12 protein-coding genes and 2 riboswitches are annotated in these 13,590 nt (G+C 69.0%); of the genes, 7 read left to right on the top strand and 5 right to left on the bottom strand.

What is annotated here, in order from left to right; genetic code table 11:
- Positions 1 to 317: 317 nt before the first annotated feature.
- Entirely contained in the window at positions 318 to 710 is a 393-nt protein-coding gene (locus tag RF650_RS12815; RefSeq protein ID WP_368815111.1) for an SdpI family protein, read from the bottom strand.
- Between the two features lie 285 nt (positions 711 to 995).
- The gene (locus RF650_RS12820) at positions 996 to 2,423 is read right to left on the bottom strand and encodes an LLM class flavin-dependent oxidoreductase (RefSeq protein WP_239317862.1); all 1,428 of its coding nucleotides are present in this window, start codon (positions 2,421 to 2,423) and stop codon (positions 996 to 998) included.
- 77 nt (positions 2,424 to 2,500) lie between these two features.
- Positions 2,501 to 2,615: riboswitch (SAM riboswitch) on the bottom strand.
- Positions 2,616 to 2,743: 128 nt separating this feature from the next.
- Positions 2,744 to 2,835, top strand: a riboswitch (SAM riboswitch).
- 7 nt (positions 2,836 to 2,842) lie between these two features.
- On the opposite strand from RF650_RS12820, the gene RF650_RS12825 reads away from it, so the two are divergent.
- The 7 genes from RF650_RS12825 (at position 2,843) to RF650_RS12855 (ending at position 10,253) form a co-directional block, all read left to right on the top strand.
- Complete coding sequence (locus tag RF650_RS12825; RefSeq protein WP_368815112.1) at positions 2,843 to 3,646, top strand: ABC transporter ATP-binding protein; 804 nt, start codon at positions 2,843 to 2,845, stop codon at positions 3,644 to 3,646.
- A 4-nt stretch (positions 3,647 to 3,650) separates the two neighbouring features.
- Positions 3,651 to 4,700, top strand: coding sequence for an aliphatic sulfonate ABC transporter substrate-binding protein (locus RF650_RS12830; protein WP_368815113.1), 1,050 nt, complete (start codon positions 3,651 to 3,653; stop codon positions 4,698 to 4,700).
- Positions 4,697 to 5,662 carry an ABC transporter permease gene (locus RF650_RS12835; protein WP_368815114.1) on the top strand — a complete coding sequence of 322 codons (966 nt, stop codon included), beginning with the start codon at positions 4,697 to 4,699 and terminating at the stop codon, positions 5,660 to 5,662. The genes RF650_RS12830 and RF650_RS12835 overlap by 4 nt, the downstream gene beginning before the upstream one ends.
- Before the next feature lie 112 nt (positions 5,663 to 5,774).
- Positions 5,775 to 7,907, top strand: a complete 2,133-nt coding sequence (locus RF650_RS12840; protein WP_368815115.1) for an AMP-binding protein — start codon at positions 5,775 to 5,777, stop codon at positions 7,905 to 7,907.
- 9 nt (positions 7,908 to 7,916) lie between these two features.
- Positions 7,917 to 8,435: a DUF3995 domain-containing protein gene (locus RF650_RS12845; RefSeq protein WP_368815116.1), complete on the top strand. Its 519-nt coding sequence runs from the start codon at positions 7,917 to 7,919 to the stop codon at positions 8,433 to 8,435.
- A gap of 145 nt (positions 8,436 to 8,580) precedes the next feature.
- On the top strand, positions 8,581 to 9,558 hold the full coding sequence (locus RF650_RS12850) for a succinate dehydrogenase cytochrome b subunit (protein ID WP_368815118.1): 978 nt from the start codon (positions 8,581 to 8,583) through the stop codon (positions 9,556 to 9,558).
- Complete coding sequence (locus tag RF650_RS12855) at positions 9,558 to 10,253, top strand: succinate dehydrogenase/fumarate reductase iron-sulfur subunit (RefSeq protein ID WP_144932449.1); 696 nt, start codon at positions 9,558 to 9,560, stop codon at positions 10,251 to 10,253. The genes RF650_RS12850 and RF650_RS12855 overlap by 1 nt, the downstream gene beginning before the upstream one ends.
- A gap of 111 nt (positions 10,254 to 10,364) precedes the next feature.
- Here RF650_RS12855 and RF650_RS12860 read toward each other — a convergent pair whose 3' ends face one another.
- From RF650_RS12860 to RF650_RS12870, 3 genes are read right to left on the bottom strand one after another with little or no spacing between them, the layout of a single operon-like run.
- The gene (locus tag RF650_RS12860; protein ID WP_368815119.1) at positions 10,365 to 10,946 is read right to left on the bottom strand and encodes a NifU family protein; all 582 of its coding nucleotides are present in this window, start codon (positions 10,944 to 10,946) and stop codon (positions 10,365 to 10,367) included.
- Between the two features lie 5 nt (positions 10,947 to 10,951).
- The gene (locus tag RF650_RS12865; protein WP_368815117.1) at positions 10,952 to 12,847 is read right to left on the bottom strand and encodes a ferrous iron transporter B; all 1,896 of its coding nucleotides are present in this window, start codon (positions 12,845 to 12,847) and stop codon (positions 10,952 to 10,954) included.
- A 32-nt stretch (positions 12,848 to 12,879) separates the two neighbouring features.
- Complete coding sequence (locus tag RF650_RS12870; RefSeq protein WP_312797511.1) at positions 12,880 to 13,137, bottom strand: FeoA family protein; 258 nt, start codon at positions 13,135 to 13,137, stop codon at positions 12,880 to 12,882.
- Between the last annotated feature and the right edge of the window lie 453 nt (positions 13,138 to 13,590).

A 13,590-nucleotide genomic window follows, 5' to 3' on the forward strand; every position in this document is an offset into this window, starting at 1 on the left:
CCGGAGGTCACCGCGACGCTCAGCATCAAGGCGGCCCTGGGACAACCCGCCCTGTACGCCGTGGTGGTGCTGGGGTACGCCGGGGCCTTCATGTGTCTCACCCTGGTGCTGCGCCGCGGGGATGCCCCTGGGGGTCAGCTACGGGATCTGGGCCGCCGCCGGTGTCCTGCTCGTGGAGCTCGAAGCGAGTCACTGACCCGCAACCTGGCCACCCGCACCGGCCGCTCTCCATTCCGGCGAAGGCCCCCCCGCGAGCGCCCCGTCGTGCCCCCCTACGCCCGCCGCGCCGTCGACGACGCCGCTGATGCGCCCCAGTCTCAGGCGCGGGGTTCTGGAGCCGACTTTTGCGCGGCCCGCCGAGCGGCACGGTTGGCCGGCCCCACGGCGGACACCAGCACCGCGCCCTGCAGCAGTACACCCACCAGCCCGGCGACGATGCCCCATTCGGGCCGCCCCAGAACGAGCAACACGATCGCCGCCACCACGGCACACACGGCCACGGGAACGGACCACCGCACCCTCGGAAGGGCCGCGGCGTGACCCGCGGACCACGCGGCGTCGGACGCGCGCGTGTGCCGGGTCCGGAGGCCCACGGCCCCGTTGCGATCGAGCGAGCCGACGGCCGCTGCCCTGACGGTCACCACGGTCACGACGCACACCAGGACCGTGCTGAACGACAGCATGATCACTCCGAGCAGGTCCTCGTCCACGGTTCCCTCCGGGTCACGGGCATTTCCCCCACCCTACGGTCGTCACGGATCCGGGCACTGCGGATCCGGTGACGTCATCCGCGAACGCCTCCACCGCAAGGTGCTCCGCCGCAGGGCAGGACCCAGTGGGGAATCCTGGTCGTCGTCAGCTGACACAAGGTCGTGACGGGGTCGCTCTCTTCCGCATCGCCAGGGATGGGGCGGTCACGGTGACCGGGGTCGACGACGCCGCCCTGCCGGGCCTGCGGGACCGGGCGCGAGCGGCGTCGTCGTTGGAGGGAGGTGTCAGCCCACCAGCTCGCGGGACGGCGTGTCCGCGACGGAGGGCTTGCCCACGAACGCGCCGCGGTACTTCGCGGCGGGGTGGGTGTCCTTGACCCGCGGCTGGCCGCCGCCGTAGAGGGACTCGCGCAGGGTGGTGCCCTCGTACTCGGTGCGGTAGCGCCCGCGCTTCTGCAACTCGGGGACCACGTACTCGACGAAGTCCTCGAAGGAACCGGGGCTCACGTGGTAGGCCAGGTTGATGCCGTCCAGGCCGCCCTCGTCCACCCAGGTCTCGAGCTGATCCGCGACGGTCTGTGCGGAGCCCACGAGCACGGCACCCATCCCGCCCAGGGCGCAGTGCTTGGCGATCTCCTCGCGCGTCCACTGCTTGTCCTTGGACTGCAGCGTGAACGGGGTCAGGAAGGACTGGATGGAGTCGGTCTTGATGTAGTTCAGGGCCTCGTCCTCGTCGAACTGGGACAGGTCCACGCCGGACCACCCACCGATGATCGCCTGGGAGGCCTCCAGGTCCACGTATTGCAGGTAATCGCGGTACTTCTCCTGGGCCTGCTCGTCCGTGTCCGCGACGACCACGGAGAGCATCGCGTAGATCTTGACGTCGTCACGGCTGCGGCCCTCGGCCTGAGCCCGGTCGCGGATCTTGTCAGTCACGAAACGTGTGAGGTCCGGGCGCAACCCGCCGATGAACACGGCTTCCGCATGCTTACCCGCGAACGCCTGCCCGCGCGAGGACGCGCCGGCCTGGAAGATCAGCGGTGTGCGCTGCGGGGACGGTGCCGTGAGCCCCGCTCCGGGAACCGTGAAGTGCTCCCCGCTGTGCCGGATGGGATGGACCTTGGTGGGATCCGCGTAGACACCCGTCTCACGGTTCTGAACCACGGCGTCCTCCTCCCACGAGCCCTCCCAGAGCTTGTAGCACACGTCCAGGAACTCCTCCGCGATCTCGTAACGCGTATCGTGCTCGATCTGGCGCGGCAGGCCCTGGTTCTCCGCAGCGGACGGAAGGTAGGAGGTCACCACGTTGAATCCCACGCGGCCCTTGGTGAGGTGATCCAGTGTGGCGTACTTGCGGGCCAGGGTGTAGGGCTGCTCGTAGGTCACCGCGCTCGTCACGCCGAAGCCCAGGTGCTCGGTCACGGCGGCCATGGCCGAGACCTGCATGAACGGGTCGTTGACCGGGACCTGGGCCCCGTCACGCACGGCCGGAGCCGCGGAGTTCTTGTAGATGTCGTAGATGCCCACCACGTCCGCGAGGAACAGTGCGTCGAACTTGCCCCGCTCCAGCAGCTTGGCCAGCTCCGTCCAGTACTCGATGGTGTTGTACTCGGTGGCCCGGGACCGCGGGTGGCGCCACAACCCGAAGCTCTGGTGATCCACGCAGGTCATGTCGAACGCGTTGACGGAAATCCGTTTGCTCATCTCGGTCAGCCCCTCAGCAGGAACACGACCCGCGCCCCGTGCACCACCTACGGCGGCCTACCTTGCGGGTCCAGCGCGCTTGTGTGGCGCCGTACTTGCCGCATGCGGTGTGTCATGCGGCCCGATCCTCACCTGGGGCACCCCGCTACGGGAGAGGGTTGCCGTCCGACAAGCCAGGGCTGAACGTCGGCACTCGTGATCGTTGTGACATCGATCCTAACGGGGATCCCCGGTCCTCGGAAACACCTGGGGTTACGGCACGTCACGACGACGCCCCGGCGCGTCACACGATTTGCACCCGCGGGCTCCCGGCCCGTTCAATGGTGGGGTTCCCATCCGGAGCGGCTGAGAGACCTGGCTCGTTGACGTCGCAGCAACCAGCCCCACGCGGGCAAGGTGCTAATGCCAGGAACGATGGAGTTGATGAATTGAGCCATGTCCTCACGCGCCCGGAATCTGCCGTCGACGCCGCGGCGGTCACCTTCGACCGGGTCGGCAAGTCCTTCCCCGCACACCACGGAGCGCATGTCCACGAGGTCCTGAGGGACGTGACCTTCACGGTGCGTCCGGGCGAGATCGTCTCCGTCCTGGGCCCCTCGGGGTGCGGCAAGTCCACCCTGCTACGCGCCGTGGCCGGGCTCGGCACGGCGAGCGAGGGCGAAGTCCGGATCGACGACTCGGTGGTGCGCGAGATCGACCCGCGCTGCGCCGTCGGCTTCCAGGAACCGCGGTTGCTGCCGTGGCGCAGCGTGGCGCGCAACGTGGCACTGGGTCTGCCCCACGGGACTCCCGCCCAGGAGGGGAAGCGGCGGGTGGCGCAGCTGTTGGAGCTCGTCGGCCTGTCCCACCACGCGAATCACCGTCCCTCGGAGATCTCCGGGGGCATGGCACAGCGCGCATCCCTCGCCCGGGCCCTGGCACGGAACCCGCGGGTCCTGCTGTTGGACGAGCCCTTCGGGGCCCTGGACGCCCTGTCCCGGATCAGGATGCAGGATCTGCTGCTGGACGTGCACCGCGCCGATCCCACGACCGTGCTCATGGTCACCCACGACGTCGAGGAAGCCCTGGTGCTCTCCGATCACGTGGTGGTGCTCGCGCGGGAAACGGCCACGGGCCCCGCGACCATCGCCGAGATCATCTCCCCCGAGCTGGCCCGCCCGCGCTCCCGCGAGGACAGTGAGATCACCGCACTGCGCGCCCACCTGTTGGCCCTGCTCGGCGTGGAGCGCTGAGCGCATGGCGCAGTTGTCCCGACGCCGCGCACTGCAGGCACTCGGCCTGTCCGCGCTGGCGCTGCCCCTGAGCGGATGCGTCATGGAGGGCGAAGGTCCGGGCCGCGGTGTGGCCGGCGGTTCCGCGCACGAGATCTACCTGGACTACGCGACCTACAACCCGCTGTCCCTGATCATCAAGGCCAAGGGCTGGCTCGAGAAGGTCGCCGGCGCCCACGGCCAGACCGTGACGTGGGTGTACTCGGCCGGTTCCAACAAGGCCAACGAGTCGCTACGCGCCGGGGTCGTGGACGTGGGCTCCACGGCAGGTTCCGCCGCACTGCTCGCACGTGCCAACCGCTCGCCGATCAGGACGATCGACCTGTTCTCACAGCCCGAGTGGTCCGCGCTCGTGCGCACCCCGGACTCCCCCGTGCGCACCGTGGCGGACCTCGCGGGCACGTCCGTGGCCGCGACGAAGGGCACGGATCCGTACTTCTTCCTCCTGCAGTCCCTCGGCGCGGCGGGCATGAGCGCACAGGACGTCACCGTGGTGAACCTGCAGCACGCGGACGGGCGCACCGCGCTGGACACCGGTCAGGTGGCCGCATGGTCCGGACTGGACCCCGTGATGGCCGCCGCGGAGAAGGCGGGGGACGTGCTGTTCCACCGGCAGTTGGAGTTCAACACGTACGGGTTCCTCAACGCGAGGGAGGTGTTCCTGCAGCTGAATCCCACGGGTGCGCAGGACGTGGTGAACACGTACGCCTACGCGCGGCAGTGGGCGCTGCAGCACCCGGAGGAGGGGATCGCGACCCTCGCGGAAGGCGCGAGCATCGATCGCGACACCGCCCGGCGGGTCTGGCAGCGCACCCACCTGGACATCGACCCCGTTCCGGGCCCCGAACAGCTCGCGGTGCTCGAGCGGGTCGGGCCCATCCTGGTGGAATCCGGGGACGTCTCCTCGCAGCAGGACGTGGACGAGGCGCTCGCGAACATCGTGGAGCAGCACTACGCACAACACGCCGATGCGGCCGCCGTGGCCCAGGTGATCGAAGGGAAGCAGTCCTCATGAGCACTCACGACACCTCCTCCGCCGCACCGCGGTCCTCGGACGGCGCGTCCTCCGAAGCAGCTGGCGTCACTGCGGTGGCCACACTGTCCGACGACAACGGACGCCACGAGACGGGCGCGGTGGCACCCGGCGACGTCGCACCCCCATCAGACACCCCTGCCGCGGCGGATTCCCGCACGCGTCCCAGCGCGCTGCGCAATCCTTGGGCCCTGGGGCTGATCGGGATCGTCCTGCCCGTGCTGCTGGTGCTCGCGTGGCACACCCTCTCCACGAACGGGACCTTCTCCCCCGTGCAGTTGCCGCGCCCGTCCGCGGTGCTCGCCGCGGGATGGGAGCTGCTGCGCAGCGGTGACCTGTGGTTGCACGTGGGGATCTCCACGCAGCGCGTGATCGTGGGCTTCCTGATCGGCAGTGGGCTCGGGCTGTTGCTCGGCGCGTTGCTGGGGCTCTCCCCGTGGGCGCGGGCCATCGGCTCGCCCACGATCGGCGCGCTGCGCGCCGTGCCGTCCCTCGCGTGGGTACCGCTGCTGTTGCTGTGGATCGGGATCGGGGAGAACTCCAAGGTGACCCTGGTGGCGATCGGCGCCTTCTTCCCGGTGTACACCACGGTGTCCGCCGCGCTGCGCCACGTGGACCGGCACCTGATCGAAGCCGCACGGTCCTTCGGGCTGCGCGGGGTCAAGCTCTTCACCACCGTGCAGTTGCCCGCGGTGCTGCCCTCCGTGATCTCCGGGCTGCGCCTGGCCCTGGCCCAGGCGTGGTTGTTCCTGGTGGCCGCGGAACTATTGGGCTCCTCCATGGGCCTGGGATTCCTGCTCACCGATTCGCAGAACAACGGCCGCACGGACCGGTTGCTGCTCGCGATCGTGTTGCTGGCCGTGCTGGGCAAGCTCACGGACGCCCTGCTCGGCATCTTCGAGCGGTGGACGCAGCAGCGCTGGAGCGTGGCCGGAACCAGGTGACAACCCGCCCGGTTCCCGCCGGCGCCCGCCGTTCCACCGCGGCCCGGTCGTTCGACCGGGGGCCCGGCCGTTACAGACACCGACCGTTCGGATCGACATCACAGGAGGACTCGTGACCGGTACGCACTCGTACTCAGACCCCGCTCACCCCACACCGAACCCGGCGTTGATCTCCGACGACGCCCGGGTGCAGTTCTGGGTCGAGCAGGCCGGGCGGCTGGACTGGGCGCAGCCGTGGCACACGGCTCACCGGTTCGAGAAGCCGCAGCGCACGGGTGAGGACCACGACGGCAACCCCACTTACACCGTGCCCGAGATCGCGTGGTTCGAAGGCGGGAAACTCAACGTCTCGTACAACTGCGTGGACCGCCATGTGGCAGCCGGGCGTGGTCAGCACGTGGCCCTGTACTTCGAGGGTGAACCCGGGGACCGCCTGGTCTATACCTACGCGGACCTGCAGCGTGAGGTGTCCAGGGCCGCCAACGCCCTGCTCGAACTGGGCGTGGAGAAGGGCGACCGCGTGGTCATCTACCTCCCGGTCATCCCGGAGACCGTGATCATCACGCTCGCGTGCGCGCGCATCGGGGCGATCCACTCGCTCGTGTTCGGCGGGTTCTCCGCAGAAGCCCTCAAGTTCCGAGTCGAGGACACCGGAGCCAAGGTCCTGGTGACCACGGACGGGCAGAACCGGCGCGGCGCCGTCGTCCCCGTGAAGACCAATGCGGACGAGGCCTGCAGCGGTGAGAACAGCATCGAGCACGTGATCGTGGTGCGCCGCACGTCCCGGCCCGGGCGCACCGATCTGCCGCGCGGCACCCGGGGCCTGCATTCCAAGGACGAGGAACTCGTGCCGTGGACCCCCGGGCGTGACGTGTGGTGGCACGAGCTCACCGCGGGCGTCTCGGACGTCCACGAGCCCGAGGCGTTCGACGCGGAGACGCCCCTGTTCATCATCTACACGTCCGGCACCACGGGGAGGCCCAAGGGCCTGGTCCACACGATGGGCGGATACATGGTGCAGACGGCATACACCCACGCCCTGCTGTTCGACCTGCTCCCGGACGTGCCCGACGCGTCCGGGGTGCTGCGCCCGGAGGAGCTGTCCGCCGTGAACGACCCCGCCAAGGTGGACTCCACCGTGCACTGGTGCACCGCGGACCTCGCGTGGGTCACCGCGCACACCTACGAGATCTACGGCCCGCTGGTCAACGGCGTGTCCCAGGTGATCTACGAGGGCACGCCCAACACCCCGGATTACGGTCGCCACTTTGAGATCATCGAGCGCTACGGCGTGACCAACTACTACACGGCACCCACCCTGATCCGCTCGCTCATGGGCGCGTTCCCCAAGGGGCTGCCCCCGGTCTACAACCTCTCCTCGATCCGGTTGCTCGGCTCCGTGGGCGAGTCCATCAACCCGGAGGCGTGGCGCTGGTTGCGCGCCCAGGTAGGCCGCGACGAGGTGCCCTTCGTGGACACGTGGTGGCAGTCCGAGACGGGCTCGTGCGTCGCGTCCCCGCGCCCGCACGATCCGCAGTTCGCCCGTCCCGGCACGTTCGACGAGGCTGCAGCGCACACCTCTCCCAAGCCCGGTTGCGCTACGCGTGCGGTCCCCGGCGTATCTGTGCGGGTACTGGACGAGGCCGGTGAGGAAGTGGGCCCCAACCTGCAGGGTTACGCCGTGATCGACAAGATCGGCCCGTCCATGGCCCGCACGGTATGGGGCGATCCGCAGCGCTACCTGTCTTCCTACTGGGCGGCCTACGGCGAGCGCGGTTGGTTCCGGGCCGGCGACGGCGCACGCACCGATGACGAGGGCGACCTCTACATCCTGGGGCGGGTGGACGACGTGATCAACGTGAGCGGGCACCGGTTGTCGACGATCGAGATCGAATCCGCCCTGGTGACCCACCCCCACGTAGTGGAGGCCGGGGCCACCCCGATCCGCGACGCGGTAACGGGCCACGCTATTTTGGCGTGCGTGGTGCTCACGGCGGATGCGCAATCGCTGTCCGCGGACGAGGTCCGCGAGGAGCTGCGCGCGCACGTGGCCCGGGAGATCGGCCCGATCGCCAAACCGCGCGAGGTCATCGTGGTTCCGGATCTGCCCAAGACCCGTTCGGGGAAGATCACGCGCCGCCTGCTGACCCAGCTCTACGAGGGCGAGCAGCTGGGCGACCGTTCCTCGCTGCAGAACGAGGAAGCGCTAAACGCGATCGCGGAGGTCTTGGCAGGGCGTGCTTAGCTTGACCACATGAGCTTGTTGCCCCGATCCCACGGCGGTCGCGGCTGGGTCTGGTTGGCGTGTGCGGCCGGGGTCGTGCATGCCGGATTCAGCCTCTACTGGGCTTTGGGCGGGCACTGGTTGCTGGACACCGTGGGGCAGTGGACGGTACGGCTGTCCTACGAGGCACCCCTGGCCGTCGGGCTGGGGCTGGGCATGGTTTCGCTTTTCAAGCTCATGGCAGCCGTCATCCCAGTGGCGGAAGCCTATGGCAGGGTGCCCTGGCGGCGGTTCTGGCGGGCCATAAGTTGGGTGGGTGCCGTGGTCCTGGTGGTCTACGGCGGGACCAACACGGTGATCAGCAATGCCGTGCTCATCGGGCTCATCCGCCCGGCCACCGGATACGAGCGACTAGCCATGATCGGTCACGCATGGTTGTGGGATCCACTGTTCCTGGTCTGGGGTGCCGCGCTGCTGATCCATCTGTGGCGGTCCCGGCCGGCGCGGAAGCGCCCGCACGGCACACGTGAGTCACTTATCGGGAGGTGAACATCCGCACGAAGGAGCCGACCGGGGAACCCACGCCACCAACTGCGGATGACCACCACCCAGGCTTCTTCCTGATCTGCGGGCATGACCGCGTGTGACCCCGCGAACTGTTATGCCCCGAAGGAACTTCTAAGATGGCTCAGTGATGAATTCCGCCGCGCAGCCCTCGACCGAGCGACCCGTCACCGGCACTACCCGCACGGCCACCGCCCCCGCGGACGCGTCCGTCACTGCCGGGATTGCTGCCGTGGCCGGCGATGCCTGGCAGCGTATGTTCGGGGACACCCACAGCTCCGACCTCAAGCTCGCCATGGCCGCCTCTGGCACCGTGTTGAGCGTGTTCACTGTGGGGCACATGGCCGGGAACATGCAGGTCTACCTAGGCCGGGACCACTACAACGAGTACGCCGAGTTCATTCGCACGGTGGGCGCGCCGGTGCTGCCCCGCAACTCCGTGCTGTGGGTGGTGCGTATCGGGTTGATCGGAAGTGCTGCGACCCATGTGTTGGCCGGAACCGAGCTCACGCTGCGGGCCATGAGCGCCGAGGGCCGCGCGGTGGCGGATGCGCTCCGGCCCATCACGTGGCGGGTGGGCGCCGCCGCGCAGAAGGTGCTGCGGGGTGGCTTCCCCCTCGCGCCTCCCCCGAGCGGGACGCAACGGTACCGGAAAGCGGCGTTCAACGGCGCTTTCCTGGCCAGCCGCTCAGATAGCCACGCGCCACGTCAGCGCCCCCGGGGCCGACGCCGCTCCGTCCCCCGGATCATCGCCCGCTCGATGCGCTCCACGGGCGCGGTGCTCGGACTGTTCACGGTGTACCACGTGCTGGACCTGACGGCGGGTGCCCGTCCGGCCGCGTCCGTGGATCACACCCACGGTGACGCGTTCGGCAACCTGGTGGCGAGCCTGTCCCGGCCGTCCGTGGCGGTGTTCTATACGGCCTCGATGGCCGCGCTCGCCGGACACATGATCCACGGCTTGCGGACCGCCGCGATGGACACCGGGGTGACCGGAACCGCGCGACGGGTACGACAGGTGGACACGATCGCTAAGGCCGTGGGCGGCGGCGTCGCCCTGGGGAACGTGAGCATTCCCGTGGCCGTACTGACCAAGGTGGTGCGCTGATGCTGTTGACCGTTCACGTGTGGCGCCAGGCGGGCGAGGACGAGCCCGGTGGCTTCGAGACCGTCCACCCCGTGCAGGCCCGCGAAGAGATGAGCGTGCTCGAATTGCTCGATGCCGTCAACGAGACGCTCGAGCGCCAGGGTGCAGAGCCGGTGAGCTTCGACGACGGCTGTCGCGAGGGCATCTGCGGCAAGTGCGGCGTGACCGTGGACGGCGTGGCCCACGGGCCGGAGAAGAACCGGGCCTCGTGCACTCAGTCGCTCAGGGCCTACCGGGACGGGGACGAGATCTTCATCGAGCCCCTGCGCGCGGGAGCGTTCCCGGTCAAGAAGGACCTGTCCGTGGACAAGAAGGCCCTGCGGCGCGTGGCCAAGGAGGCCAAGTTCCCGGTCGCGATGAAGGCATTGAACACCGCTGGGTGCATCAGTTGCGGCGCGTGCGTGGCCGCGTGCCCCAACGGCTCGGGCCAGCTCTACGTGGGCACGCTGCTCAAGGAACTGCCGCCGCTCGCCAAGACGCCCGAGGAACGCGACGAGCGCTCGAGCAAGGTGCTCGACGCCGCCGAGCACGAGTTCGGCCCGTGCTCCCTTCTGGGCGATTGCACGGAGGTCTGCCCGGCGGGGCTGCCACTCGAGAACCTCACCGCGGTGGCGCGGGAGAACCTGCGCCGGAAGGACCCAGAGAAGTACGGCTGAGTTCCGCCCCGAAGCCAGCGAGCTCACCAGCAGTCGGCGACCCCACGGGCGGGAAGTTCACCGCTTTCACCGCGGGCCCCACCAACCGGGGCCGAACCGCGAACGGGCGGGTCAGCCCTTGCGCCACCGGGGGAAGGGCAGCCGCAGCGGCCCGGCGGGACGCACGGTGGTGCGGGCCGCCGAGCGTGAGTCCTCGACCACCGTGGCATCCGGGATCCTGCGGGCCAGAGAACGCTGGAACCTGTTCTGTAGCGTGACCTTCGCGGCGGGGCAACCGTGGCACGCGCCCTCCAGACTCACCGTGACCGTGTGGCCCTCCACGCCCACGATCTCGATCCGGCCACCGTGCGCCCCGGCCAACGGTGCGATCTCCCGTTCGAGCACTTCCTGGGCGAGTTCCCGCAGGTCGGCATCGCTTACCATGTGCGGCGCGGCGTGGGCGGCACATTCGCCGACGGCGTCGCGCACCTCGGCCGCGATGTTGCGCCATTCGCGCCCCGCGCCCAACTCGGTGTCGATCCACCCGGTCCCGCCAGTCGCGCGCCGCAAGGTTCCGTGAACCACAAGACGCTGCAGCGGGCCGTCCGGCTCCGCCGTCGCGTGAGCCAGGGAATCGCTGCGCCCGGTGAGCACCCACCGCAACACCCGCGGATCCGAGGTGGCCTCCGGGTGCATGAGTACGGGCTCGGTCATGATGCTCACGACCCCACCACCCACGCCGTCACTGTGTGGCCGAGCCACGCCGCGGAGTACGCCAGCACGAACATGTACAGGATGGCCACGGCGGGCCACTTCCACGAGTTGGTCTCACGGCGCATCGTGGCCAGTGTGGACACGCACTGCATGGCGAACGCGAAGAACAGCAAAAGCGCCACGACCGTCGGTGCGGTGAACACCCGCTCACCCTCGCGCGGACCGTGCGTGTAGGTCATGGATTGCAGGGCTACCCCGGGATCCTCCGGATCCTCCGCGGCGGCCACCTGACCCATGGTCGAGACGAACACCTCACGCGCCGCGAACGAGCCGATCAGGCCGATGTCCACGCGCCAGTCGAACCCGAGTGGCTCGAAGACGGGCTCCACGGCCTTGCCCGCGCTGCCGGCCCACGAGTTCTCCATGACGTACGACTGTGCCTGGGCCTCGTCCATGTGAGCGGTCCCCGCCTCGCGGGCCGGGAAGCTCATCAGGACCCACAGCACCGCCGTAACCACCAGGATGATGGTGCCCACCTTGCGGATGAACATGTTCACCGGCGTCCACACCGCGCGCAACAGACCGCGCAGGGTGGGGACGCGGTACGGGGGCATCTCCAGGTAGAACGGGAGGGCTCCGCGCCGCAGCACCGTGGCCTTGAAGATCCGGGCCACCACCAGGGACGCCAGACCACCCAGGAGGTACATGCCGAACAGCGCGGCGCCCTGCAGACCCACGGGACCCCAGCTGGCGTCCGCCGGGACCACCATGGAGATCAACAACAGGTACACGGGCAGCCGGGCCGAACACGTCATGAGTGGAGCGGACATGATGGTCGCGATCCGGTCACGCGAGGACGGCATGGTCCGCGTGGCCATGATCCCGGGGACCGCGCACGCCATGGACGAGAGCATGGCCACGAATGCGCGGCCGTCCAGCCCGCTGCGCGCCATGATCTTGTCCATCAGGAATGCCGCGCGGGACATGTATCCCACCGATTCCAGGATCGAGATCATGAGGTAGAGGAAGAAAATCTGGGGCAGGAACACCAGCACCCCGCCCACACCGCCGATCAGGGCGGTACCCACGAAGTCCGCGAAGAACCCCGATCCCAGGTTCTCGGATGCCGCCGCACCCAGGGAATCGAAGACGCCCTGGATCGCATCCTGAATGGGGGCGGCCACGGTGAAGATGACCTGGAAGAACCCGAACATCACGCCGAAGAAGACCAGCGTTCCCCACACGGGGTGCAGCAGGACGCGGTCGATCCCCGTGGTGGCCCGCGACTCGTGCGGTGGCCTGTAGTTGGCAGAGTCCAGCACGGAGCGAATCCATGCGCTCAGCTGGGCCTGGTCGCCCGTGGGCGGCGGGACGAGCGCCACGGGCCACTGGGCGGCACGGCCCAGCAGCTCCCGGACGTCGTCGATGCCCCGGCCCTTGTGCGCCACGGTCTCCACCACGGGCACACCGAGCGCACGGGAGAGCGCGGAGGTGTCAATGTCTCCGCCGCGGCTGCGCAACTCGTCGATCATGGTCAGCACCACCGCGGTGGGCCGACCCAGCGCGAGCGCCTCCGCGCACAGCCCCAGGGCGCGGTGCATGGTCGTGGCGTCCAGCACCACGAGCAAGGCACCGGGGGCCTCGTCGGATTCGAGGGCTCCCGTGAGGTGGTCCAGGACCACTTGCTCGTCCGGGCTCGCGGGTTCGAGCGAGTACGTCCCGGGGAGGTCGGTGAGCGTGATCCTGCCGGCGGGGGTGGCGGCCACACCTCGCGAGCGCGTGACGGTCACGCCGGGGTAGTTACCCGTGGCGGCGGTCAGGCCGGTGAGCCGGTTGAACAGGGAGGACTTGCCGGTGTTGGGGCAGCCGATCAGGGCCACCTCGGTGGCTTCCAGGGACACGGTGTTCCCACGTCCCTCGGGGGCATGACAGGTCACGACGCCGACCGGGCGAGTTCGGGTCGATCACTCGCCGCCGCGGAACCGGCCACCGTGATCATGCGCGCTTGTTCCTTGCGCAGGCAGATGTCCGCGCCGCAAACGCGGAACAGGATCGGGCACCCCATGGGGGCGCGTCGCACGCACGTGACCTCTTCGTCGGGGCGGAAGCCCAGGGCCTCGAGGCGACGACGCACGGTAGGGTCCGCGGCTTGCAGCACTGAGTCGACCCGTTGGGAATCACCCGGCTTCATGTCACACAGTGTCGTGCCGGTTGCCGCGACAGCGGTTTTGCGCGCGGTCCTCATGGCCGTGCCCCCTTTTCCTGGTGGACCCGGGTCACTCCTCCCCGCCGAATCATGTCGGCGGATGTTCCGGGCGCATTTATTGTGCGCCTGAAATGTGAGTAAGGCAAGGCTCACCTTTCCTCATCTGAGTGCTTCAGAACACCGTGTCATTCGAGGTCGTTGAGTCATTTTTCTGAATCAATCACACCCGCTTTCGGGCGGCTGCGATCCGCACGGTTTGGTCCGTCACCCGGTCAAGCCCCGAGAAGTGGTGTAGCGATCTTTCGTAGGGGTCAGGCAGTGAGGGCGGTCAGGGGGTCGGGGATCACCTCGCTTCCGGTGCGGGCCGCGGGGGTGAGCCGGCAACGGGTGAGGACCTCGAGTCCGAGGTAGCGGCGGCCCTCGGCCCACTCATCGGTC

Origin of the sequence: Kocuria sp. CPCC 205297, from assembly GCF_040981035.1 — a bacterium.
Taxonomy (GTDB): Bacteria; Actinomycetota; Actinomycetes; order Actinomycetales; family Micrococcaceae; genus Kocuria; species Kocuria marina.